Here is a 24281-nt window from a genome sequence, read left to right as displayed (position 1 = left end):
CATCTGACCGAGACATCGGCCTTCTAGGTGAATAAATTTACTACTACAAGCACAACGACGACATCAAGGAAAGGCACACGCCATGTCGAAGATCGCAGTATTCGGTGGAAACGGTTTTGCAGGAAGTGCAATCGCGAAGGAAGCCACTTCACGCGGCCACGAGGTGACCGTCGTCGCCCGCAGTGCGCAGTCCGGAACCGAGGCGAATGTCGTGCAGGGTTCCGTTCACGACAACACGATCGTGGAGCAGGTCACGGCGGACAACGACGTCGTTGTCGTAGCCATCCCCGCCCGCGAGATCGACGGCAAGCGCCTGCTCGACGCCGTCACTCCCCTCGCAGATGCCGCCGCACGCAACGATGCTCGCATTGCCGTAGTCGGTGGCGCCGGCAGCTTGTTGGTCGCCGAGGGCGGGCCACGCGTCGTCGACACCCCCGACTTCCCGGATGCATACAAGGGTGAGGCGCTCGCTCACGCCGAGGTCCTCGATGCGCTCCGCGCGACTGACAGCAATGTCGACTGGTTCTATGTGAGCCCGGCCGCAGCATTCGGCGCCCACGCCGGCGTCGCTCCGAAGGGATCCTTCCAGGTGGGTGGCGACGTTCTCCTGACGGACGCCGAAGGCAATTCCGCTATCGCGGGCGAAGATTACGCACACGCTTTTGTCGACGAGATCGAGACTCCGGCTCACCGTCGCCAGCGTTTCACCGTCGCACACTGAGCATGGGCAACCTCCGCAGGCGCGCAGCCTGGATGACTGTCCCCGCTGCCGCCGCCCTCCTGCTCACCGCTTGCTCCAACGACACGGAATCCGCAACCCCCAGCAGTTCTACGACGTCCGCAAATGTTGTTGCCGGACAAGGCGATCAACTCGAATCCAACAAGACCATCGTCACGGATTTCTACGAACTGGCGTTCAACGGCCGCCAGGTCCAGCATGCCGCCGACCGGTACATTGGCGACGTCTACATCCAACACAACCCCACCGCCGCCGATGGGGCAGCCGGATTTGTCAGCGGCATAGGCGGTTACGTCGAGGCCACACCCGGGTTGCATGCCGAGATCACTCGCGTTTTCGCCGAGGGCGATCTTGTTGCCCTCCAGTCTCACACCACTTCTGCACCCGGTGACCGCGGCCAGGCCGTGTTCGACATCTTCCGCGTCGACAACGGCAAGATCGTCGAACACTGGGATGCCATACAAGACGTGCCGGAAACGTCCGCGAATCCGAACACGATGTTCGACGGGCCCACCTCTTCGCCGCTCAAGACGTCAGAAGTATTGGAGCGCAACACTGCCAACGCCCTGACATTCCTGCAGCTCGCCTTCAACGAGGGCAAAGCCGCCGAGGCTGCCGACCAGCTGGTCGGCCCGACCTACACGCAGCACAACCCCTCGTTCGCAGACGGTAAGGACGCGTTTGTCACGGCACTGGCCGGGATCGAACCTGTTACCGGAGACAAGGCCACCAAGTTTCCGCGAACGGTAGCCGAGGGAGACTTCGTCTTCGTCCAGACCTTCGCTTCGTCCGGTGAAGGAACGGCTGGCAGCGGCTCGATGGATATCTTCCGCTTCGACGAGAACGGCAAGATCGTCGAGCATTGGGACGCCGTCCAGGACTACCCGTCGACGACTGCAAGCGGCAACACCGTGTGGGACGACGGTCGCTGAGGCCTCGCAACACAAGCCAATGGAGCATAGGCACGATGGCGGGAGCTGATTCCCGCCATCGTGCCGTCTGCGCAGCCACATTCGACGGTACCGTTCACCCATGCCCCTGCGACGTTCGATCGCAATCGCGCTCCTGCTGTGCGTTTCCAGCGGATGCGCACATGCCCGCGAGCCGGCGATCGCACGACCTCATGCCGAAATAGGCGAATCCGCAGTCTGCAATCTCCCTGACGAAGGTCGGTTTCTGGGTATCGAACCGCCGCCTGCGATCGCACAAGCGCATTGGTTTCGCAGCGGAACGGTGCCACCGGATTTCGAGCCCGCAGCGGCAGTCACCTGCGACGAATCGTTCGGCCCCTCGATCACCGCGAATCTCACGACCAACTTCTACGAGCACCGGTGGGAGGGAGATTTCACCGCTGCCGTCGCGAAGCTCAATGCACCGTCAGAGGGTCGACGTCGGGATCAGGGCAGTTGCCCGGTAGCGAGCACGGTACCGCTCGCGGATTTGTGGTTGATCGACGCACGGGGACGTATCGTCCGCCCGTCGTATCCGGTCGACGAATGTGGCTTCCAACAGCTGAGAGGACTGGTCGAGATCGAGAAGCTCGACGAAGTCAGGCGGACCGAGCACATCGTTTCGCTTACCTCAGATGCGGTCCTCCAACGGATCGGGTGCGGCACGATTCGGTTGACGCCCACGATCGGTGAACAACATCTGGTCGCCGAGCGCTACTGGGTGAGCGACGGCATCTGTCGGTACACCGCAGCCGCAGGCGGCGAAGTCGTCTTCGCGGGCGCGACACAACTGAGTGAGAGCTTCGGCGAATCGTTCGAGCACCTACGCCGGGCGGACGCATGCTCGGAAGTCGCTCGAACCACTGTCGGCACCACCCTGACGCGTGCAGAGCCGGGCTATACCGAACCGATTCCGGTACTCATCGAAGTAGACGGTTGCCAACGAATCTTGGTCCAGGGACACGTGCTATTGCAGGCGTCGCCCCAGATCATTGCGCGCGTGGCCTAGCCGACTGCAATTGCGAATCAGCCGACGTTGATCCGTTCTGTATCGCCGTCGTAGTAGTCCAACAATCTCTGGTCCATCACCCGACGCCACAGCGGCGGTATCCATGCGATCACGATCATCACCGCATAACCGGCCGGAAGTTGCGGGGCTTCGGCTGCGCTGCGCAAGCTTTGGTACCGCAGCTTCGGGTTGGCGTGGTGGTCGCTGTGTCGTTGCAACTGATAGAGGAACAGATTGCTCACCACGTGATCGCTGTTCCAACTGTCGGCCGGGCTGCAGCGCACATACGAGCCGTCGGCACGCTTGCCACGCAGCAGACCGTAATGCTCGAGGTAGTTCGCGGCTTCGAGGAAGGTGAATCCGGCGAATGCCTGCAGCAGCAGCCAGGGTGCTACCTCCCAACCGAAGATGCCGATCAGCGTCGCGAAGAGGACAACACTCATCGCCCAGGCGTTGAGGACGTTGTTTTCGAAACTCCAGGTTCGCTTGCCTTTCCGCTGGAGTCGAGCGCTCTCGATACGCCAGGCAGAACGCAGGCCGCCGACCACACTTCGTGGCAAGAACCTCCAAAAGCTCTCACCGAACCGCGAGCTGGCCGGGTCCTGCGGAGTAGCTACACGCACATGGTGGCCGAAGTTGTGTTCGACGTAGAAGTGCCCGTACAGGGATTGTGCAAGCGCCACTTTCGCGAGCCACTGCTCGACCTTCTCGCTCTTGTGGCCAAGTTCGTGTGCTGCGTTGATACCCACGCCGGCGACGACGCCCACCGTGAACGACATCGCGATCTTCTCCGCGATTCCCATCGGAGCGTTGATCCAGCACCAGCAGGCAAAGACCAGACCGGCATATTGCAAGGGGAGGAACGCGTAAGTGCACCAGCGGTAGTAGCGGTCCTTCTGCAGTCCGGGGATCGCATCGTCCGGCGGACTCTCGCCGTCTTCACCGGCCAGCATGTCGATGATCGGGATGACAATGACCAGCAACCACGCGCCGGTCGCCCAGAACAATCCGAGACGCAGGTTGTCGACGAGAAACCAGGAGATGAACGGGCTGAGCGGGATGAGCAATCCGAGCGGCCACAGGTACCTCTTGCGATCGCGCCAGCGCGGCTTTTCGGCGGACGACGAGACTGTGTTCTGGACAGCGTTCGGTTCGGTGCGCCGTGCGTCGGAAGTCGCTGTCATTCGCCGATCTCGCCTTTCGTCCCCTCGAACGGTTCGCCCCACGCACCGTTCACGCTCAGCAAACCAGAACTAATGTCCGGACGGGTATGGTCCCGAAATCCAGAGCGCCCTGCACGAAACATGGCGAGAGCACGCGCATTCAATGAAAACTCCCCGCACATCACTGTTCACCCCGACAGTGGATACGGACAAAATACCCCATCGATCTGCGGGGATGGCGACCACCTCCGCACGTCGCCGAGGATCGGAGATCCCTGCCAAGGCAAGGTCGAACCGCGTCGCCCTCGTAGAAGTAACGGTAACCAGCAGTGACAGAAATCATAAGCAGAGGACAGGATTTCCGCTCGTAGTGGCGACCAAAAAGACTGCGCGCCCTCAACTGGTCAGTTGCGGGCGCGCAGTCAAAAGGTAAGCAAGCGTCAGAGCCTTGCGAACACCTTCGTTGTCACTTCGTTCAGCCAACCGTTCGCGGTCACGAAGTCGGTGACGCTCGACTGCAATCCGAAAACATGCCCGGCCTGCGCCGCCGGCAGCCTTGTGAAGAGGTTGTCGTCGAGGACCGCCTGAACCGCCGCACTGGTCGACCCGTCCGCATTCAGCGGATACAGCACGACCGTCACTCCGTTCATGATGTCGGCCAGCTGCTCCATCGGATAGGACTCGTATCCGGCGTCGGTGTAATTGGTCGGTACACCAGGCCCGTACGCCAACCCGAGTTCGTTGACGACCAAATTGCCGATCGCACCGGTGGGTTGCTGGACCGAGAATGTGCCGGGGGCGTCTCCGAGTGAGATGTGAATCCACTTGTTGTTCGCGATCACGTCGGCGTACTCGCCACGGACACGTTCGAGATTCTCTTCGTAGGCAGTCCGCGTCGACTCGAGCACGTCGGTCTTACCAATTGCCTCAGCGAGCTCGGCGGTGATCGTTTTCCAGTCGCCTCGGCTCTCTCCCTTGACGATGACGGTGGGTGCAATGCCGGACAGACGGTCGAACGCCGCTTGGTCCACCTCGTCGGCGTCGCCGACAATGACGTCGGGATCTGCCGCAGCGATCGCTTCGAAGTTCATTTCCCCGAAAGGCCCGATGGTCGGGAGCCCGTCGACGAAGGCCTGTTGCTCCGGCGTGAATTCACTGATCCACTTGCCGTAGTCCTGCACAGCAGCTGGTTTCACTCCGAGGGACATGAGCTGCCAGGGAGTGTCGTACGACGCGGCGACGACGCGCTCGGGTGAAACCGGAACCTCGATGTCCCCGTACGCCGACGCGACGGTCCGGACGTCCGTCTGCTCGGAATCGACCGACGACGAGGAACAGCCGGTCATCACCATCGCACCGACGACGGCCGCTGCCGCCGCTGCGATGACTCTGGGACCGACAGAAAATGATCGAATTGCGCGCACGCAGAACTCCTACAGGGTGATTGTTTAGCCAACCCTAAGTTGATTCTGCGGCGCTACACAAGTCCGATCGAGGCCCCTTGAGTCGCTGTTCGGACTAGTCCTGTAGCCAATCGGTCATTGGCGCGCGCGGATGATCGATCAGGCTTGCGAACTCGCCCGGAGTCACACCCGTCGTTCGACGGAATGCCGCGCCGAACGCGCTTTCGGAACGAAAACCCGTCCTCCTCGATACAAACGAGATGCTTCGACCGAGCGCCAGAAGTTGCATCGCGTGATGAGCCCGCAGCCGCATACGCCATTCCGAGAAGGTCAATCCGGTCTCGGCCGGAAACCTTCGGGTGAGAGTCCTCGTACTGACCTTCGCGTCGCTGGCCCACTCCTCGACCGATCGGGTGTCGGCCGGGCTGGCAACCAATTGATCTGCGATCTTCCGAAGCCACGGCGTCGTCGGCAGCGGTACATCGAAAATCAGTCGCGGAACAGGTTCGACGAGGTCGACGGCAAACGCCTCGGCTCGCCGACGCTCCGCATCCGTCAAGTCGTCTCGGGTGAGGTGATCGAGTACCTGTTCGAGCAGCGGCGGGGTGGACAAGGCCACCACACGATCCAACCCCGTCACGTCGGATGCCACCAACCACGTGCACGACAATTCGGTACCGCTGCGCGCTGTCACCTCGTGGGGAACAAAAGACGGGATCCACAGACTGACCCCGCTGGGCATGGTGTACACAGTCCCCGGAGTTCGGACCTCGAGAACACCGTCGATCGCCCACAGCAATTCGTGATCGCTGTGGCGGTGCATCTCCCAGGTGTAGTCGGAGTCGACGGCGAGCCGATTGGTCGCCAAACGCAGGTAACCGTCGGCACTGACGCGCAGCGGGCGCACGACGCGTTGCCACTCGGACAGTTCGTCGAGCGGGCTGCTGAGCGGGTAGTCGATCTGCTCGCTCACCGCAGCGTCGACAGTTCGGGATGTCCGAACAGGCCAGGTAACCCACCGGTGTGCAGGAAGACCGTTTTCGATCCCGTCGTGATGGCTTTGTCCTCCGCGAGTTGGATCAATCCCGCAAAGGCTCGGCCGGTGTACGTCGGGTCGAGGAAGATGCCCTCCGTACGCGCCAAGTATCGGATCGCGCCGGCTGACGCTTCCGTGAGCGTCGAATAGCCTTGGCCAACTTGGTTTCGCAGGATCTGAAGTTCCTCGGCGCGCACGGTCGGACCAGGCATCTCGTCCAATAACCCAGTGACAGTCGACACCGGGTCGGCAACGGCCCCGACATCGACGCCGACAACTCTGTCGACGCCGAGATGCGCGACAAGGCCGGCCATCGTTCCGCCCGATCCGAGTGCAACGACGACGCGATCGACGCCGAAGAGTTGCTGCTCGATCTCGCGTGCGCAGTCCACGTATCCCTGCGCGGCCACCGCGCTGGTACCGCCGAAGGGAATGACAAAAGGAACACCGCCCGAGTCAGCGACAGCCTCCGCCGCGGCGTCGACCGCGGATGCCGTGTCCCCACCTGCCCAGACGATCTCAGCGCCTGCGAGTGCATCCAGAATGAGATTGCCCTGCACGGATTCCGGCTCGGCACCACCGAGTACCAGGACACAACGCAATCCCAACCGAGCTGCTGCCGAAGCAGTCAACCGAGCGTGATTGCTTTGCGGTGCACCGGTAGTGATCAGTGTCGTCGCGCCAACGGCCAAAGCCTGAGCGCAGGTGTACTGCAATTTTCTGATCTTGTTGCCGCCGCCGCCCAGGCCGGCGACGTCGTCACGTTTGATCCACAGCTCTTCCGGCCCCAATCCGAGTGCTTGCGCGCAACGCGCCAAAGGTTCGACGGGCGTCGGCCAACTGCCCAAGCTGATCGGTTGTACGGCGGAACTGAACATTTGACGAGTCTAGTTCGACGGTCCATCTACAGTCTGGTCTCGCTTACAGTCTGGATATGGGAACTTTCACGACGACCACACACGACGTGCCGCTGACCGTCAGCCGACCGGATTCGCCAGGTGAGCCGAAGCATGCGGTGGTGGTTCTCCAAGAGGCGTGGGGCGTGAACAAGCACATCGAGAGCATCCTCGAGCGTCTCGCCGATGCCGGCTACCTTGCCGTGGCTCCGCACCTCTACCACCGCGGCGCGCAGACGTCCTTCACCGACTTTCCGTCCGCCAAGGACGCGCTCATGGCACTCGACAGCACAACCATCGGCCACGACGTACGTGCCGCTGTCGACTACAGCCGATCCGAGGGAGCAGACAAGGTCGGCTCCCTCGGATTCTGCATGGGCGGCACCGCGTCACTGTGGTGCGCCGCGGTGCCCCTCGTCGATTCTGCCGTTACCTACTACGGTGGCGGCGTTGCAGAAGCCCGATGGAATGGGATTGCGGCAGGCACCGAACTCGCTACGCAACTGCAGGTCCCATGGCTCGGCCACTACGGCGACCTGGATCCGAGCATCCCACCCGAGAGCGTCGAGCAATTGCGCGCAACTGCCTCCGACCTCGCCCAGGTGTACCGCTATGCCGATGCCGGCCACGCGTTCAACAACGACACTTCGGCCAGCCACTATGCCCCAGATTCTGCTTCCCTCGCGTGGACCCGCACTATGGAGTTCTTCGCCGAAACCCTGTGATTCCCAAGATGAGTCAGGGAACTCGCTTGACGACGGTCCCCGTGACCTCGTCCTGAATCTGGTCGGCATCTATTGCTCGACTCTGCGCCCGACGCGATCGAGTGAAGTAGTAGATGCCGATCACGGCCAGGACAAACGGAACTCCGAACACCAGCGTCATCTTGAAATCGTCGACCCACAACGTGGTGATCAGAATCGCGACCATGAGGGCACCGCCGAGGATTGTCCCCACAGGAAAGAACGGGATCGTAAAGGAGAGCTTTGTTCCGTCCTCTTTCATCCGCTTGCGAAAGAACCAGTGCGTCACGAAGATCAGTAGCCACGTCGCCATAGCCCCGAACATCGACAACGAAATCATCAAGGTGAATGCCTGCTCGGGAAAGAGCACGTAGACAATTGTCGCGACGGCGATACCCGACGTCGACAGCAACAAGGCGTTGACCGGTGAGCCGTTGGCTCGGACTTTGCCGAGAATTGCCGGTGCGTCACCGGCGCGTGAGAGCGAGAACATCATGCGCGAAGACACGTACAACTGACTATTCATCGCGGACAGTGCGGCAATGATCACCACGAAGTTCAGCACGCTGTCTGCGCCCGGAATCTTCACGACCTGCATCACCGTGACGAAAGGGCTTCCGCCGCTCAAGATCTTGTCCATCGGAGCGATTGCCAGTATCAAGGCAAGCGTTGCAATGTAAAAGACGAACAGCCGAACGATCGTCACACGGAATGCTTTCTTCACCGCCACTGCCGGGTTTTCCGCCTCACCTGCTGCAATGGCGATCATCTCGATGCTCAAGTAGCTGAAGATCGATACGATCACGGCAAACCACATGCCGGACAAACCATTCGGGAAGAATCCGCCACCCGACGTGTAATTGTGGAATCCATAGTCAGGATTTCCACTACCGAACACGACACACGCTGCCATCACGATGAACGCCACGATCGCGAAGACCTTGATCGTCGAGAACCAGTACTCCATCGTTCCGAAAGCCTTGACGTTGAACATGTTCACCCCGATCAGCACTCCGGAGAACAACACGATCCACAGCCACGACGGTACGTCGGCGAACCAGAACTGCATGTATTCACCGATTGCGGTGACCTCGGTACCGACAGCGAGGACGATGCACGACCAGTAGAGATAGCGAACGAGGAAGCCGATCAACGGTCCGACGTAGAACTCGGCGTACGCACCGAACGAACCCGATGTCGCATGTGCGACGGTCATTTCGGCGAGGGCACCCATCAGCAGCAGGGCGATCAACCCACCGATCGCGTAACTGATGATGACGCTCGGGCCGGCAAATCCGATGGCGAACTTACTGCCGAGGAAGAGTCCGGTGCCGATTGCACCGCCGAGCGCGATCATGCTCATCTGCTTGGGGCCGAGTTCGCGTTTGAGACCTGATTCTCGCTGCTGAATGTTTTTGAAATCACTCATGAAAGCTCCTTGCGAAAGGCGGTACCTCCCGGTCCGCGGAAACTTGGAAGAATCAGGTGACTGCGTCGCGCTCGCGGAATTCGGGGCGATCCCAGGACTTGTTCTCGAGGATGTCTCGCAACACGTCGACGGCGTTCCACACGTCGGCGTAGCCGAGATAGAGCGGAGTGATACCGAACCTCAACACTCCTGGTTCGCGGTAGTCGCCGATGACGCCCCGCGCGATGAGAGCCTTCATGATCGAATAACCCTCGGGATGAACAAAACTCACGTGCGATCCACGACGCTCATGTTCACGTGGCGTGATCAACTCCAAACCGTAGGCAGCGCAACGCTCCTCGACGAGGTCGATGAAGAGATCGGCCAGCGCGAGCGACTTGCTCCGGATGTCGGCCATGTCAGCTTTGAGCGCGACGTCGAGACCACATTCGACAAGCGACAACGACGTGATGGGTTGAGTACCACTCAGAAAGCGCCGTATTCCTGCGCCGGGTTCGTAGGCCGACTCCATCGCAAACGGTCGCGCGTGCCCCCACCACCCGGACAGTGGCTGGATTCCGGTGTTCTGATGACGACGGTTGACCCAGATGAATGCAGGCGAACCTGGACCACCGTTGAGATACTTGTACGTGCACCCGACTGCGAAGTCGGCGTCGGCGCCGCCCAGGTCGACAGCGACGGCGCCAGCCGAGTGTGCGAGATCCCAGATCATGAGCGCGCCACGCTCCTGCACTGCTGCAGTGACTTCCGTCATCGCATACAGGTTTCCGGTGCGGTAGTTGACGTGCGACAACATCACTACGGCGGTGTCCGGTCCTACTGCTTCGGTGAGATCGCCCGGTTGGTCGATCAGGCGTAGTTCGTATCCCTGATCGAGCAGCGAGATGATGCCCTCCGCAATGTAGAGGTCGGTGGGGAAATTGTCTCGCTCGGAGACGATCACCTTCCGGCTGGGATCCTGCGCAGCCGCGATGGACAGTGCGGAGGCCAATGCCTTGAACAGGTTGATCGACGTCGAATCCGTCACTACCACTTCGCCTTCACCTGCTCCCAGCAACGGGGCAAGTTTGTCACCGAGGCGAACAGGGAGGTCGAACCATCCAGCCTCGTTCCAACTGCGAACCAAGCCGTTGCCCCACTCGTCGCCGATCACTCTCGCGGCGTATTCCTGTGCAGCAATGGGACGCGCGCCGAGCGAGTTTCCGTCGAAGTAGAGGACGCCCTCTGGAATCGCGAACTCGCGGCGGAATTCCCTCAGGGGATCCACTGCGTCCGCCTTGACGCAGTCTTCCAACGAAAGGGTGGTTGTCGATGTCATGACGATTCTTCTCCTGCATGTGTCGGCGTTGAAAGTGATGAAGGCAGAGTCCGGAGCACGGCGCGTACCGGGCTGGCATCGAGGTCGAGGAACTTCAGCGGCAGGGCGATCAACTCGTAGTAGCCTTCGTCGACGTCGTCGAGGCAAAGTCCTTCGAGGATCGCGACGCCACGATCGCTTGCCGCGTGGTGCCCGTCCATGGTCTTGCTGTCCATCGGATCGAACGAGGCGCCGTCGATTCCGATCAGAACGCCACCGCGGTCGGCGAACCAGTGCGTCAGCTCCGGAGAAACGCCGGCGAAGTCGTTGTCCCACTCGCGCGGGTACTTCCGGTACGTCCTCAGGATCAGCCGTTGCGGCAGATGGCCGCCGAGTCGCTCCACCGTCTCTTCGACGGGCCTGACGCAGGCGGCACCGTCGACCCCCGTCATGTCGACCACCAGAGCCTCGCCGAGATAGGGCTCGAGGGGAACAGAACCGATAGTCGCGCCGTCGATGCGGGTGTGCGCCGGCGCATCGGCGTGAGCACCGATATGCGGAGTGGTGGTGATTCGGTTGATCGTGACGGCGTCGCTGCCGCCGAGGTCGGACGTGACAGCGCGGGTGAAGGCGGTATCGCCTGGCCACACGGGCGTCGATTCGGAGATCGGCGGGCTGATGTCGATCACCCGTGCCACCCAGTCGCCCATGTGTCCGTCGCCCGTGTGTCGGCCGATCCTCGGAAGCATCCAGACTCCTTCGTCGCAACAGTCGACTGTGTCGATCTCGACCGTTTGATAATTCGATGTGTTTGGCAAAAGCTAGAATCATCGACGGGCGCGGTCAATAGTTGCTGAATATTTCGCGACGACAGGGAGAAATCGGATGATAAATGCGATCGAACGGGCAGCTGCCGCGGCGCGGCCGAATCATGTTCGGCTCGACGACGTCGATACAGCGATTCTCCGCGAACTCGTCCGGGATGCACGCATCCCCAACAATGCACTCGCCGAGAAGGTCGGGATAGCGCCGTCGACCGCCCTGGCGCGGATGCGCGCTCTACGCGAATCGGGCGTCATCAAGGGGTTTCACGCAGACATAGACCTCGAGCTACTCGGCCTCGAGATCTCGGCGATGGTGTCGATTCTGATTCACTCCCACGCCAGGAGTCGGATGACGGAAATTGCCGAGCACCTGAGCGGACTGGATTCCGTTCAGCGAGTGTTCCTGATGAGTGGGGACCGTGATCTTCTGGTGCACGTGTCGTGCGAATCCCCTACTCGGCTTCGCGATTTCGTCAGCGCGCACCTCAACGATCCGGCCATCGCCAACACACAGACCAACCTGATCTTCAGCGAACTACAACAGGGCGATTGAACAACAGGGGCGATTGAACGACAGCAAGATTGAAACAAGGGTGGCCGAGGAACACCCCGTCTAACGATTCTCGAACGCTCTACGAGCGAAGCTCGCCCAGATGTAGAGATACGAGCTCGGCGAGATGCACGGCAACCTGATCCAACGGACGCACCGATCGCGACGAGATGGCGAGGACCGCGGCGCCCTCTATCGCGCACACCGTCGTCGCGGCAAGTGATCGGGCCACGGACTCACCTACCCCCGCGCGCTCGAGCTGCGCGGCAAGCAGGTTCATCCAATCGTCGAATACCTCCGCGGCAACTGCCGGCGCCAAGGGAGCCTCGGTGCCACCCAGTGCCGCAGCGACGATCGGGCATCCGGCGGTGAAATCACTGGCTTCCAGTGTGTCCTTCCACATCTGAACGAAGGCGACAAGACTCTCGACAGGACCGTCCGTCGCGGTGAATTCCGCGATGATCGAACTCATCAGCTGCCCGGCCACCCGCGTGGACTCCTCGACGAGCTGTGCCTTCCCCCTCGGGAAGTTCTGATAAACCGAGCGCCGAGCGGTATCGCTCCGAGCCAGCAAGTCGGTGATTCCCGTACCGGCAACGCCGCGTTCCCGCACGAGGGCGATCGTGCCTGCGATGAGCCGTTCTCGCGGACTCGGTGTTTCTCGCGGACTCGGTGTCATGAGTATCCATCCTCGGGTTCAGCGACCGACCCTTGCGGTAGCACGATCAGTCTACTATCTTATCCAGAATACGTTACTGCCATTCACATATACATGGCCGAGGCGCTCGGGTACACCCCGCCGTCACATCCACGAAGGACTTCACATGACAGCCTTGAACCAACCTTTTCCTCGCGTGGCGACACGGTTCGTCGAAGCCTCGGACGGGGTACGACTGGCAGTGTTCGAGCGGGGGAACCCGAGTGGGCCGACAGTTCTGTGCGTGCACGGATTTCCCGATGACCACGAGGTCTGGGACGGAGTGACCAGCGAACTCGCGTCGACGATGCGTGTGGTGACTTTCGACGTGCGAGGTTCGGGAGCGTCCGGGCACCCGAACCGGATCAGGGACTATCGACTCGACCAGTTGGCAGACGACATCGGTCGGGTACTCGACGAGGTCTCGCCCGGGCGTCCGGTGCATCTGGTCGGGCACGATTGGGGTTCTGTGCAGGCCTGGCATGCCGCCACCGCTTCAGCACAGAGGCACCACTTCGCGTCGCTGACCTCGATCTCCGGACCTTGCCTCGATCACGTTCCCTATTGGATACGGTCACGCCTCGCAGCGGGACCCGCCGGCTGGAAAGACATTCTGGGACAGTGGAAGTCGCCACTGTACATGGGTTTCTTCCAGCTCCCGTGGATTGCTCCGCTGGCGTGCCGGCTAGGCCTGGTCGACCGCACGATCACTCTGGCCTCGCGTCTCGAAACTTCGAGCTCCGACAAGGCAACGCCTTCCGCCGCCGTCTCGGCGCACCGCGCACGCGAGAATCGCAACGCCCTCCGGATCTACACCGCAAACTTGCTTCCGCGCCTGCTTCGCCCGCAACAGCGCACCACTGATCTACCCGTGCAAGTTCTTGCTCCCCGTCGGGACATCTTCATCACTCCCGCAAGCCAAGTCGACATCGGTCGCTGGGCAGCCGATTCACGGGTTCACTCCGTCGACGGCGGTCACTGGATACCTCTGTTCAACCCGACAGTCGTTGCCGATCTCGTGCGGTCCTTCGCCCGGGAGCACGCAGAAGAAACCACCGAATCGAACGGAGAACCACGATGAGCGCACACACCGACGTCGACAAAGACGCAGACAAGGTCGCCCTCGCAGCCCGAAACGTGTCCTGGGACTGGACCGGGCTGCCGATGCACTACTTCGACGCCAATCCGTTCGCTACGCACCTGGCAAACGGGATGAACATGCTCCTGCCCGAGGGCGAAGTGTTCTTCGTCGACGTCTTCCAACAAGCACTGCCCCTGATCAAGGACGACGCCGTTCGCGCGGACGTGATCGGGTTCATCGGCCAGGAAGCGACACATTCCTCGGCACACCAATCGCTGCTCGAGTATCTCAATGGCGAGGGACTCGACACCGAACCATTCGTCGAGCAGATCCGGTGGATGTTCCGCCGCCTTCTCGGCGACCGTGATCTCACCGGACGCAAAGCCCAGTCTTGGCTCCTCGAACGTGTCGCTCTCGTCGCCGCCCTCGAACACTTCACTTCCTACCTCGGGGATTGGGGGCTCAACGCCCGAGGCTGGGACAAAACCCTCGACCCGAAAGTCCTCGATCTGTTCCGCTGGCACCTGGCCGAGGAAGTCGAACACCGCCATGTGGCGTTCGACCTCTTCACCCACCTCGACGGCGGCTACCTGCGAAGAGTACGTACTTGGATAATCGCTGCACCGATGCTCGTCATTCTCTGGGTGCGGGGCATTCGCTACATGATGTCAGTGGATCCTGCGCTCGGCGGAAACACCCGGCGGATCAAGCTCCGCGATGTTCGCCTGGCGATGAAGAAGGGCCTGATGCCAAGTCCGTGGAGCCTGACACGGATGTTCTTCGAGTACTTCCGCCCCGGCTACCACCCGTCGCGGTACGGCTCGACCAGCCAAGCAGTTGCCTACCTCGCCTCGTCACCGGCAGCTCGCGCCGCCGCCTGAGTAACGCACACCGCCCGATCTGGAGTACGCGAATGACCCGATTCAGTCCCCCACCCGTACCTGCGTCCCTGCGCCGACCACACAAACCTGACCGACTGATGTCCGGCCTGCAGTCCCTGATCCGCGGATACTCCGCCGTGACCAGCCGGGTGCGCATCATCGAACCCACCCCCGTCGACCGGACACTGAGCCTCGTCGTGACAGAGACGAACCTCGAGGCCGACGGAGTGCGGAGCCTGCGTCTGGAATCCGCAGACGGGACCATCCTGCCGCGGTGGTACCCGGGCGCACACATCGATCTGACGCTCCCTTCGGGAACGATCAGGCAGTACTCGCTCTGCGGCGATCACACCGATACGCGTAGTTATCGGATCGCGGTCCGCCGGATCCCTGACGGCGGAGGAGGATCGACCGAGATTCACGATCGAGTGACTACGGGTACCGCACTCACCGGAGGCGGCCCTCGAAACGCGTTTCCCTTCGCGTACCCGCACCTGGCACGAGCAGACATCTCCCGCGTCACCTTCATCGCCGCAGGCATCGGTATCACCGCGATTCTGCCCATGGTGCGTGCCGCGGCGTCGTCGTATGTCGATTGGCATCTGACCTACCTCGGCCGGGACACCCGGTCCATGCCGTTTCTGGGCGAGATCAGCGAATTGGACTCCAACCGGGTCCGGATCCTCACCGGCCCACGCCGCCCGGCCGCAGAACTGCTTACACACGCCGGCCCAGCTACGTCCGTCTATTTCTGTGGCCCGCCGGCACTCCTGACCGACATTCGAGCCGAATTCGACCGAACAGGCTCCGCCGGTCTGCATTTCGAGAGATTCATCCCCGAACCTGTTGTCGGGGGAAAGCCCTTCGAGATCCGATTTGCCCACAGCACGGATTCGATTGACGTCGCCGCGGACCAGTCGGCGCTCGCTGCAATAAGAACCGCAAGGGCCGATGTGAGGTACTCGTGTCAGCAGGGATTCTGCGGCACGTGCCGAGTACGGGTCATCAGCGGAGAGGTCGACCGCCGAGGACGATCAGCGTTCCTCGACGAACCAGACACCATGCTCATCTGCACCGATCGAGCCAACTCCGCCCAACTCACCATCGAACTGTAACCGCGAGTGATCAATCCAAGCCCAGCGTGAGAGGCTGACCAACCATGTCGACGCCCGATTCCGTCACACCACTTTGCCCGCCGGAATTAGCCTCCGGCGCCAAGAGATTCGCAGTTCGCCCCGGCTTCACCGGCCTGCATTGGACAAACGTGGCCAAACAATTGTCGCCCGGCGGCCGGGAAATCCTTCGCAGAGACTTCGTCCCGGTTGCGGTCGAAACATTCACCGGAACAGCCCCGGAGTTCTGGAGCGACTGGCTCTCCGATGCCAAACTTGATGACCTCAAGGGTCTGGTCGTCGTGCTCGATGCGAGTGGTACTCCCGCAGCCTGGGTCGCAAGCAATCAACGAGAATTCGGCGGACGGTCATGCTTCTATGCCAACTCGGCGGGAGTGCACCCGAACTACCAAGGGTCAGGTCTCTCGAGCGCAATTTGGCGAGAACTGTTGCGTAGCGCAATCGTTGAATCGGCGCCGCGCAGACTGTATGCGGTCATGCGTACAGCCAACCCCATCGTCTACGGCGCGTGGTCGGCAGGCGCGGGTGGACTCGACAAGGCATATCCGTCGCCGATCTCCACCGAAATTCCCGATCGTATCCAGCGAATCGCGAAGGACGCAGCAGCGTACCTCGGCCAACTCGACCGACTCGACCCGGACACGTTGATCATCGAAAATGCCTACGAACACACCGACAACGGGCTCTGGACCGAACGGCCCACGTCAGATCAAGACTCCGTCGACAGCTGGATGCAGGCCACCCTCGGCCCGAAAGACGCGATCATGCTCGTCGTGGCATTCGACCCGATCCCCTTGCTGTTCGACGAGATCGTGCGAACCGTGCGCATACGTTCGGGAATCGGCACAGCCGGCTCAGCGAGAAGCTCCCGCAAGGCGTGAGGAGATCGTCCGCAATCAGCGGAGATCACCAATTAAGGTCGAAGTATGTTGCCGCTGGGGTTGTCCATGCTCTGGGAAACGGTGGAGCCGGAAGCTGCGCTGGAAGAGCGATTCGGATTCAACGGCTTTGGCGTAGCCACCCGTTGGGTCTCGGCGGTACTCGAGCAGACTTGGGGATTGACGGCCCTCGAGTGCTCCCGAATGGCGATCAGTGACCAGAACGCGATTGTGTGGGTTGCGAGCGACCGAGGTGGGCTGGTGGTGAAGTGGTCGCGAGCCACAGAGCGCTTCGCGAACCTGGAGGCATCGACGCGCCTGCTGAGCGCACTCGCTGAGGTGGGTATACCCGTTCCGTCGCCGATCACGTCCCTGAACGGATTGGACCGGGAAACACTGCTGGTCCGGGAAAAACTGCTGGTCCGGGAAAAACTGGAAGGCCCATCGTGCGCAGTGTCATTCACCGTACTGCCGGAGTTGGCGGGAGATTGGTTGGACGTGCAGGACCACTCGGCGGTCCGGTCGGCCGGGGCCTGTCTGGCAGAGATACACCGAGCGCTCGGTGCCACCCACGTCGACGGGTCGGTGTTCTCGTCGCGCACTACCGGGTTGAAGGAGCGCATCGGTGGCTGGCTGGAGAGTTTCAACCGCGGGTTTGCGCCTGAGGCAACACGTAGGCTCACGAACCTCCTGGAGCGGGCGTCCGAACTCGATGACCGAACTCAACTGGTACACAACGACTTCCGCGCAGCCAATATCTTGACTCGAAACTCTCAGACCACCGGAGTACTCGACTTCGACGACGTGGTGATCGACCACCGGGTGAGCGACCTGGCCAAGGCAAGCGTCTATCTGGGCACCCTGTTCACCGATTGGCGACCGACACCGATCGCGGTACGGCAGAGCCTGCGCGCCGGCTACGAATCTGTACGTCCCCTCAGCCGATCCGAGACAGAATGGTTCGAGATCCTCGAACTGTGGCACGGCCTGATGGCAATCCCGGGTGAGAACGACACCGCCGGTTGGGCCTCCGCGTTGTAACGAAAGTGGGGACACCGATACCGGCGTCCCCACTTCGCTTCTGATCACATCAGGATCCGGCGCGGATCCATTCTTCGAGATGCGGCGCCTCGGTACCGATCGTCGTGCCGTCGCCGTGACCGGTGTGAACCTTGGTCTCGGCGGGGAGCGCGAACAGCTTGTCGCGAATGGACCCGATGATGGTCGGGAAGTCTGAGTACGACCGCCCCGTTGCGCCGGGTCCACCGGAGAACAAGGTGTCGCCGCTGAACAGTTCCCCCGCCTCGGGCAGGTAGAGGCAGGTCGACCCCGGGGAATGGCCCGGTGTGTGGATGGCCAGAATGTCCGTGCCCGCCACAGCAATACGCTGATCATCTTCCAAGCTCAGATGCTTCACCCCGGGGTGAGTCATCTCCCAGAGCACATCGTCGGCCGGGTTCAGGTAGATCGGAGCGTCGAGCTTCTCGGCCAGCTCCGGCGCAACCGTGACGTGATCGTTGTGACCGTGGGTGCAGACGATTCCGATCACCTTGCGTCCACCGACAGCGTCGATGATCGGCTGCGCGGTGTGGGCTGCGTCGACAATTACCACTTCGTTGTCGTCACCGATCAGCCAAATGTTGTTGTCGACGTCCCACGTTCCGCCGTCGAGGCTGAACGTGCCCGAGGTGACTACACGATCCACACGCAATGTCACAGGACCACCACCGAACGAAGGACCTCTCCGCGGTGCATCGTCTCGAAGGCCTTCTCGACCTCGTCGAGCTTGATGCGCTCGCTGACGAACTTCTCGAGCGGCAGACGCCCCTGCTGGTACAGGTCGACCAGAACGGGGAAGTCACGCTCGGGCAGGCAGTCGCCGTACCACGACGACTTGAGGGCTCCGCCGCGCGAGAAGAAGTCCACCAGCGGCATTTCCAGCTTCATGTCCGGCGTCGGAACTCCCACGAGCACTACGGTTCCCGCGAGGTCACGGGCGTAGAACGCCTGCTTCCACGTCTCCGGGCGGCCGACTGCGTCGACAACCACGTCGGCACCGAAACCTCCGGTCAGCTCCTGGACCGCCTCGACGACGTCGTCGACCTCGGTGGCATTGATCGTGTGCGTGGCACCAAGTTCCGTGGCCCACTCCAGCTTTCGGGGATCGCGGTCGATCGCGATGATGGTGTTGGCACCGGCCAGGCGTGAACCCATGATCGCTGCGTCGCCGACGCCGCCGCAACCGATCACGGCAACCGAATCACCGCGTCCGACGTTGCCGGTGTTCATCGCGGCGCCCATGCCGGCCATGACGCCGCAACCGAGCAGTCCGACGACAGCCGGATCGGCCGAGGCGTCGACCTTGGTGCACTGGCCTTCGTGAACCAGCGTCTTGTCTGCGAATGCGCCGATGCCGAGTGCCGGCGTCAGTTCCGTGCCGTCTTCGAGCGTCATCTTCTGCTCGGCGTTGAACGTGTCGAAGCAGTACTGCGGGCGGCCACGCTTACACGCGCGACACTGCCCGCACACGGCACGCCAGTTGAGGACGACGAAGTCGCCCACCTCGACATGAGTGACACCGGGTCCGACGCTCTCGACGATGCCCGACGCCTCGTGCCCGAGCAGGAACGGGTACTCGTCGTTGATTCCGCCGTCGCGGTAGGTCAGGTCGGTGTGGCACACACCGCACGCTGCAATGGCGACCACTACCTCGTTGGCGCCGGGATCGGGAATCGTGATGGGGACGATTTCGACGGGGGCACCCTTGGATCGGGCGATGACGCCGCGTACCTGCTGTGGCATGGCTTTGCTCCTGGCTTCGTGCGATTGAGGACGTGTCGTCACATGGCGCCGTGTTTTCACATTGCGATATGTGCACTCGTTCAAAGGTTAGCCCGAAGCAGGTGCCCGCAACCCTGGTCGAACTGACTGACCGACCTGGCCGAAAGGACTAGGGCGCGGGCTTCACGCCGGCCTCGGCGCCCGCGGCGGCGGCCGCACCCCGACTCTCGACGCCCAATTTCCGCAGGACCCCGGCAACATGAAACTTGACTGTGCTCTCACTGACACCGAGTCGCTCCGAGATCGCCTTGTTGCGCCGTCCGGCCACCAGATGCTCGAGTACCTCGAACTCCCGCGGTGCCAGTTCTGTGAGGACGTCGCGATTCGGTAGGGCGACGGGGGCGTCGAGCGGGATGGTTGCGCTGATCCGATTCCCCCACCCAGGCGTCGACTCGGATTCGACGGTTCCACCCAAAGTCTCTACCCTCGAACGTAATTGGCGTTCCACGTCAACCACGTCGGCTTCACCACCGCCGTCGTCGCGAATGTCGATCGAGAGTGAAGCCGCGTCGAGCGTCCAGGCCACCCGGATACGCGAGAGCATCTGCTGATCCGACAACGCCAAGACCGCGCCGCGGACGACCGCGCGGGCGCCGTGCGCCAGTTCACCTGGTAACCCACGCCCGTCGACGGGTGGCTCCACCAACTCCAACGCGATTTCCCGATGTTTGAGCAGCGAACGCAATTCCCCACGCATCCGCGCAAAAGCCGTGGTGGTCGACTCCTCAGCCAACTCGCGGTGCACGTCGACGGCTGAACGCAGGCCGATCAGGGCCGAAGCCGCAGTCTCCCTGGCCGAGGTTCGCGCACGTGTGTCGTCGAGATCTGCCGAGCGCAGCGTCGCCAGCATCGTCTCGAGGGTGGCCGCATGCACCTCCGTCATCTCTGCCACGGTGCGCGCACGCTCGGACGACGCTGCCCGCGACTCGGCGAGATATGCCGGGCTCGCATTCCGGACCTGGAGTTGAATTCCGGTTGCAGTCACCGCGAACAGTGCCTGGATCAATTCGAGGGATGCCGCCTTCACCGGTCCGGGGTGCGGCGTCAGCACGAGGAGGGTGTCTGTTCGATCGAGCATCGCGAGCACTTCACGGTCACGGCCGGCGATAGCGCACTTTCCCCGAAAGATCTGTCCGACAGTGAGATCTGTACGGATACGGTCGAGTTCGGCGATGGTCACACGATCGACGACAGTTGGATCCCCGGCAACCTTGCGCGGCCTACCGGTGCACTCTCGGGTGAAGATCACCAGAGAGGTGTGCGGCACCATATCCGCGATCAGCGTCGAAAATCGTCGGCCGATTTCGGGAAGTGGTCCCACCAACACGTCTCGAAGGGCGGTGATCAGTAGCGCATTGTCGGTGGTGCTCACCGTTCAACGATAACCATCCGGTTCACTGGTGCAGCGTGGTCTTCATGAGCATCACGTTGTAGTCGGACCACGTGGTAGCGAGAAAGTAGAGGTCCTGCCCCTGCGACCAGGGGTGCATGTACGCACCGTAGAGTCCCGGAACCGCGTCGGTGCCGATCACGACGTCCGGTGCGCTCCACGGTCCGGTCAGGTCCGAGGCCGTCCGCAGCACCAGCGCTCCCCACTCGTTGGAGTACATCGCGACGAACTTGCCGAGATAGTTGTTGTACTGCACCGACAGTTCGCTGACATCCCCGTCGAGAACTACCGCCGCGGCAGCGGGATTGTTGGGGACCCACGCCTTTCCGTCCCAGTATTCGTACGCCGCGACGTCCGCGATGGAGGCTTCCTTCACCCGCGAGAGTCGTCCCTCGCCGAAACGTCCAGCTGGGGTACCGAAGTTGTAGACGTAACCACCGTCTTTGACAAAGGAGCCCATCTGGAAGTTGTCGTTACCCGTCAACGGCAGATTCGGCCGGGACGAGGCCGGTTCGATCTGCCAGGTCTCACCGTTGTCGTGCGAGGACGCGATCTGCGAGAAGTTGGTGACCCACTCGCCCGACCCTCCCCACGAACGAATCGACATGTAGTTGACGTACTGAACGCCGCCAACCGAGATACCCGTCGTCGGAATGCTGCTGGTTTCGACGCCGGTGACTTTCAGACTTCCGATGATCTCGCGTGAGTGATTCGGCCGGTCGGTCGGTGAGGAGTCGATGTTCATGCCGTCGGACAGATTTCCGTCCGAGCTACGGAACAGGACGTTGCTGCGCCAGTCACCGACCACCCCGGAGCACAGGGGGTCAGATCCGATTCCGACGGTGTCACCGAAGGCTGTCAGGACCTGACCTGCACCGTTGTCCCACATGATGCCGAGATCCGTACCGAGGACGTTGAACCGCTCGACGGTTTGGTTGGGGCTGAGTGCTCCCGTGATGTACTCGACCGCCGAGGTACGCCCCTGCAGTTCCGGAAGTTTCCCGTCCGTGCCGTTGAGCCAGGGAATCGGATTGGTCGGCCCGCCTGTTTGATCCAAGCTGCCGGTGACGTTGCAATCCCACGGGGATGCATGCGCTTGGGTTGCCCCCAAGACCGCGGTCGACGCGAGTACACACGTCACTGCTGCTGTCGATATCTTCCGTATCCGGCGCATCGCTCCCCTTTCGCGGGGGGAGATCCGGACTCTACGAGGTGTGTTGCTCGACCGGATCGGTTTATCCACCCACGAGAACACAAGGTAACAGGTAAATCGGTCAATCTAGACAAAACGGGCCTATTTCGTGGAGATGGATTTCAACCATTTCTCCATCACGGCTGCGGCAATCTCGAGCCCCTGCGACTCGGCAGCACCCAACTGCTCCATAAAGATGCGCGGACCGTCCACTCCCAACGAAGCATGCAGCGAATCGCGGTACTCGGCCAGTTCCATCCATTCGCGCGCCACCGCGGAGGACGCTTCGAGGTGAAACTGAACGGCGTAACTCTGCTTGTATCGGAAGAGTTGATTCGGATACTTGACTGAACCAGCGAGCCGTACCGCACCGTCCGGAATGTCGAAGGTATCCGAATGCCATTGCATCGCAGGGAATGCGGAAGGCAGGCCTCCCCACACCGGATCTTCGTGCCCCTCGGCAGTCAAGGTGATGTCCTCAACTCCGACTTCGGGTACCGCTCCCGTGTAGACGCGAGCACCCAGCGCCGCGGCGAGCAGCTGCGAACCCAGGCACACTCCCCACACCGGGACGTCGTTCTCGACCAGATCGCGAATGTACTCGATCTCGGACGCCAACCACTCGACCTCGCCCTGATCGCCGACGCCCATCGGCCCACCCATCACGATCACGGCGTCGAACCGTTGATGTGACGGAAGCCGGTCGGTGCCCAGAAGCACCGTCTGCACGTCTCCGTAGCTCTCCAGGACAGGCGAATACGCCGCTGGGGGTTCGCACTGCGCGTGTCGTAGTTCCAGAAAATGCATGTAGGCAATTCCTCTCGAATCCGGTGCCGAAAGCCTATGGTTCTATTCGACATAAGGCACATCGACGGCGTGTGATGTGCTCTGCGCTCGTATCTCCCCCCTTTCATCAACCCTTTGGGCACCATCGACCACCTCGGCGGCCGGTACGACGAATTCTCCAACGGTCACGCCCCCAGTCGCCGCGGAAGTGACGCCCGCTGCAGCTCCCGCGATCATGCCCAACGTCGTGTGCATGAATCTTCAAGATGCGCAGGACACCATTCAGTCGGCCGGAGTCTTCTTCTCGAGAAGTGCTGACGCAACTGGCGCGGGTCGACGCCAGCTGGTCGATTCCAACTGGATTGTCGTCGATCAGACACCCTCTGCCGGAAGTCCTTTCGGGGAAATCGAAGCCGTGCTCTCGGCCGTGAAAATCGGCGAACCGAACCCCTGCTGATCGGCTGAGTTCTCGAACTTCGCAATTCCGGGAACACTGCGCCTTACTTGACAACTACCTCCGACCTCCTTCACTGTAGTCAACATTACGAGTATCCAATATATTGGATGCGAAAGGTTGGATTGCAACATGAAGGTGCAACGAAGACGGCAGAGCGCCCACTCTCCGGCGGCCATGAGCGACCCCGTCATCGGAATACTCGGAGGCATGGGGCCCGCCGCTACTGCCGACTTCTACTCCAAACTCGTTGCGCTGACACCAGGTTCGACGGATCAGGAGCACCCCAAAGTTGTCATCTGGGCCGATCCCACCGTTCCCGACCGGACTTTGGCGCTCACCGAGAACGGCCCGGACCCCACTCCGTGGCTGATCCGCGGTGCGCGCGTTCTCCGAGAGTCGGGCGCGACGACGCTCGCCATCCCGTGCAATACCGCCCACGCCTTCCTGCCCGCCATCTCGTCCCAACTGGGACTTCCCGTCGTCCACATGATCGACGAAGTTGCGCGGCACATCCGGACACTCTCACCGGCCGTGACGTCCGTCGGACTCTTGGCCACCACAGGAACGGTCCGCACCGGGTTGTATCAACAATGGCTGTCGGAATACTCGATTGACGTCCTGGTGCCCGGACCTGCGATCCAGGATGAATTGGTGATGCCGGCAATCCGGGCCATCAAGAGCGGCAACGTCGGACTCGAGACCACCGACAAACTCGTCAGGGCCGCCGATCTTCTCGCCGAATCGGGCGCGCAGGTAGTCGTGGCCGGATGTACCGAGATTCCACTCGGACTCCCTGCCGGTGCCACAACCTGTCAGATCATCGATCCGGCAACAATTCTCGCCCGCGCTCTGCTCCTGCGCGTTGCGGAGGCTCGGAAAGACGCTTCAACGGCGCACTCGGGCTGA

At 61.8% G+C, this 24281-nt stretch carries 25 protein-coding genes; 12 read left to right on the top strand and 13 right to left on the bottom strand.

Annotated features, from left to right (window positions below):
• The first annotated feature begins 82 nt into the window (after nucleotides 1-82).
• From ACFWAD_RS05685 to ACFWAD_RS05675, 3 genes are all read left to right on the top strand, one after another.
• Complete coding sequence (locus ACFWAD_RS05685; RefSeq protein ID WP_378542043.1) at nucleotides 83-721, top strand: NAD(P)-dependent oxidoreductase; 639 nt, start codon at nucleotides 83-85, stop codon at nucleotides 719-721.
• Between the two features lie 32 nt (nucleotides 722-753).
• On the top strand, nucleotides 754-1671 hold the full coding sequence (locus tag ACFWAD_RS05680) for a nuclear transport factor 2 family protein (RefSeq protein WP_378542041.1): 918 nt from the start codon (nucleotides 754-756) through the stop codon (nucleotides 1669-1671).
• 100 nt (nucleotides 1672-1771) lie between these two features.
• Nucleotides 1772-2698, top strand: a complete 927-nt coding sequence (locus ACFWAD_RS05675; protein WP_378542039.1) for a hypothetical protein — start codon at nucleotides 1772-1774, stop codon at nucleotides 2696-2698.
• 17 nt (nucleotides 2699-2715) lie between these two features.
• On the opposite strand, the gene ACFWAD_RS05670 is transcribed toward ACFWAD_RS05675, so the two are convergent.
• The 4 genes from ACFWAD_RS05670 to ACFWAD_RS05655 all read right to left on the bottom strand — a co-directional run bounded on the left by ACFWAD_RS05670 (nucleotide 2716) and on the right by ACFWAD_RS05655 (nucleotide 7178).
• On the bottom strand, nucleotides 2716-3882 hold the full coding sequence (locus ACFWAD_RS05670) for an alkane 1-monooxygenase (RefSeq protein WP_378542037.1): 1167 nt from the start codon (nucleotides 3880-3882) through the stop codon (nucleotides 2716-2718).
• A 419-nt stretch (nucleotides 3883-4301) separates the two neighbouring features.
• Nucleotides 4302-5285 carry an ABC transporter substrate-binding protein gene (locus ACFWAD_RS05665; RefSeq protein ID WP_378542035.1) on the bottom strand — a complete coding sequence of 328 codons (984 nt, stop codon included), beginning with the start codon at nucleotides 5283-5285 and terminating at the stop codon, nucleotides 4302-4304.
• 94 nt (nucleotides 5286-5379) lie between these two features.
• Nucleotides 5380-6237 carry an AraC family transcriptional regulator gene (locus tag ACFWAD_RS05660; protein ID WP_378542033.1) on the bottom strand — a complete coding sequence of 286 codons (858 nt, stop codon included), beginning with the start codon at nucleotides 6235-6237 and terminating at the stop codon, nucleotides 5380-5382.
• Nucleotides 6234-7178, bottom strand: coding sequence for a D-cysteine desulfhydrase family protein (locus ACFWAD_RS05655; RefSeq protein ID WP_378542031.1), 945 nt, complete (start codon nucleotides 7176-7178; stop codon nucleotides 6234-6236). Before ACFWAD_RS05655 ends, ACFWAD_RS05660 begins: the two co-directional genes overlap by 4 nt.
• Before the next feature lie 56 nt (nucleotides 7179-7234).
• On the opposite strand from ACFWAD_RS05655, the gene ACFWAD_RS05650 reads away from it, so the two are divergent.
• On the top strand, nucleotides 7235-7921 hold the full coding sequence (locus ACFWAD_RS05650; RefSeq protein WP_378542029.1) for a dienelactone hydrolase family protein: 687 nt from the start codon (nucleotides 7235-7237) through the stop codon (nucleotides 7919-7921).
• A gap of 13 nt (nucleotides 7922-7934) precedes the next feature.
• Here ACFWAD_RS05650 and ACFWAD_RS05645 read toward each other — a convergent pair whose 3' ends face one another.
• Genes ACFWAD_RS05645 through kynB form a run of 3 tightly spaced genes read right to left on the bottom strand, consistent with a single transcriptional unit; the run spans nucleotide 7935 to nucleotide 11414 of the window.
• Nucleotides 7935-9368, bottom strand: coding sequence for an amino acid permease (locus ACFWAD_RS05645; RefSeq protein WP_378542027.1), 1434 nt, complete (start codon nucleotides 9366-9368; stop codon nucleotides 7935-7937).
• A 52-nt stretch (nucleotides 9369-9420) separates the two neighbouring features.
• Nucleotides 9421-10686 carry a kynureninase gene (gene kynU, locus ACFWAD_RS05640; protein ID WP_378542025.1) on the bottom strand — a complete coding sequence of 422 codons (1266 nt, stop codon included), beginning with the start codon at nucleotides 10684-10686 and terminating at the stop codon, nucleotides 9421-9423.
• Complete coding sequence (gene kynB / locus ACFWAD_RS05635) at nucleotides 10683-11414, bottom strand: arylformamidase (RefSeq protein ID WP_378542023.1); 732 nt, start codon at nucleotides 11412-11414, stop codon at nucleotides 10683-10685. Before kynB ends, kynU begins: the two co-directional genes overlap by 4 nt.
• 136 nt (nucleotides 11415-11550) lie before the next feature.
• Between kynB and ACFWAD_RS05630 the strand changes: the two genes are divergently transcribed.
• Nucleotides 11551-12042, top strand: a complete 492-nt coding sequence (locus tag ACFWAD_RS05630) for an Lrp/AsnC family transcriptional regulator (RefSeq protein ID WP_378530925.1) — start codon at nucleotides 11551-11553, stop codon at nucleotides 12040-12042.
• Nucleotides 12043-12121: 79 nt separating this feature from the next.
• Here ACFWAD_RS05630 and ACFWAD_RS05625 read toward each other — a convergent pair whose 3' ends face one another.
• Nucleotides 12122-12718, bottom strand: coding sequence for a TetR/AcrR family transcriptional regulator (locus ACFWAD_RS05625; RefSeq protein WP_378530923.1), 597 nt, complete (start codon nucleotides 12716-12718; stop codon nucleotides 12122-12124).
• 145 nt (nucleotides 12719-12863) lie between these two features.
• Here ACFWAD_RS05625 and ACFWAD_RS05620 point away from each other — a divergent pair, with 145 nt between their 5' ends.
• From ACFWAD_RS05620 to ACFWAD_RS05600, 5 genes are all read left to right on the top strand, one after another.
• A complete protein-coding gene (locus ACFWAD_RS05620) occupies nucleotides 12864-13817 on the top strand; it encodes an alpha/beta fold hydrolase (RefSeq protein WP_378542021.1) in 954 nt (317 codons plus the stop codon).
• The gene (locus tag ACFWAD_RS05615; protein WP_378542019.1) at nucleotides 13814-14698 is read left to right on the top strand and encodes a metal-dependent hydrolase; all 885 of its coding nucleotides are present in this window, start codon (nucleotides 13814-13816) and stop codon (nucleotides 14696-14698) included. The genes ACFWAD_RS05620 and ACFWAD_RS05615 overlap by 4 nt, the downstream gene beginning before the upstream one ends.
• A 98-nt stretch (nucleotides 14699-14796) precedes the next feature.
• Nucleotides 14797-15813 carry a PDR/VanB family oxidoreductase gene (locus tag ACFWAD_RS05610; protein WP_378542017.1) on the top strand — a complete coding sequence of 339 codons (1017 nt, stop codon included), beginning with the start codon at nucleotides 14797-14799 and terminating at the stop codon, nucleotides 15811-15813.
• A gap of 44 nt (nucleotides 15814-15857) precedes the next feature.
• Nucleotides 15858-16712, top strand: a complete 855-nt coding sequence (locus ACFWAD_RS05605; protein WP_378542015.1) for a GNAT family N-acetyltransferase — start codon at nucleotides 15858-15860, stop codon at nucleotides 16710-16712.
• Between the two features lie 45 nt (nucleotides 16713-16757).
• A complete protein-coding gene (locus ACFWAD_RS05600; protein WP_378542013.1) occupies nucleotides 16758-17750 on the top strand; it encodes a phosphotransferase enzyme family protein in 993 nt (330 codons plus the stop codon).
• 49 nt (nucleotides 17751-17799) lie between these two features.
• Here ACFWAD_RS05600 and ACFWAD_RS05595 read toward each other — a convergent pair whose 3' ends face one another.
• From ACFWAD_RS05595 to ACFWAD_RS05575, 5 genes are all read right to left on the bottom strand, one after another.
• Nucleotides 17800-18426: an MBL fold metallo-hydrolase gene (locus ACFWAD_RS05595; protein ID WP_007730862.1), complete on the bottom strand. Its 627-nt coding sequence runs from the start codon at nucleotides 18424-18426 to the stop codon at nucleotides 17800-17802.
• Complete coding sequence (locus ACFWAD_RS05590; RefSeq protein ID WP_007730860.1) at nucleotides 18423-19511, bottom strand: S-(hydroxymethyl)mycothiol dehydrogenase; 1089 nt, start codon at nucleotides 19509-19511, stop codon at nucleotides 18423-18425. The genes ACFWAD_RS05595 and ACFWAD_RS05590 overlap by 4 nt, the downstream gene beginning before the upstream one ends.
• 148 nt (nucleotides 19512-19659) lie before the next feature.
• Entirely contained in the window at nucleotides 19660-20922 is a 1263-nt protein-coding gene (locus ACFWAD_RS05585) for a LuxR C-terminal-related transcriptional regulator (protein WP_378542011.1), read from the bottom strand.
• A 22-nt stretch (nucleotides 20923-20944) separates the two neighbouring features.
• On the bottom strand, nucleotides 20945-22114 hold the full coding sequence (locus tag ACFWAD_RS05580; RefSeq protein WP_378447416.1) for a DUF4185 domain-containing protein: 1170 nt from the start codon (nucleotides 22112-22114) through the stop codon (nucleotides 20945-20947).
• A 120-nt stretch (nucleotides 22115-22234) separates the two neighbouring features.
• Nucleotides 22235-22939, bottom strand: a complete 705-nt coding sequence (locus ACFWAD_RS05575) for a type 1 glutamine amidotransferase (protein WP_378542009.1) — start codon at nucleotides 22937-22939, stop codon at nucleotides 22235-22237.
• Between the two features lie 232 nt (nucleotides 22940-23171).
• Between ACFWAD_RS05575 and ACFWAD_RS05570 the strand changes: the two genes are divergently transcribed.
• Nucleotides 23172-23375 (top strand): calcium-binding protein, encoded by a 204-nt coding sequence (locus tag ACFWAD_RS05570; protein WP_225320167.1) that lies wholly within the window; start codon nucleotides 23172-23174, stop codon nucleotides 23373-23375.
• 174 nt (nucleotides 23376-23549) lie between these two features.
• Nucleotides 23550-24281: an aspartate/glutamate racemase family protein gene (locus ACFWAD_RS05565; protein WP_378542006.1), complete on the top strand. Its 732-nt coding sequence runs from the start codon at nucleotides 23550-23552 to the stop codon at nucleotides 24279-24281.

This window comes from Rhodococcus sp. NPDC059969, assembly GCF_042738325.1.
Classification (GTDB): Bacteria; Actinomycetota; Actinomycetes; order Mycobacteriales; family Mycobacteriaceae; genus Rhodococcus_F.
The sequence above is the reverse complement of the archived record's forward strand: the minus strand, read 5'-3'. Positions and strand labels throughout refer to the sequence as shown.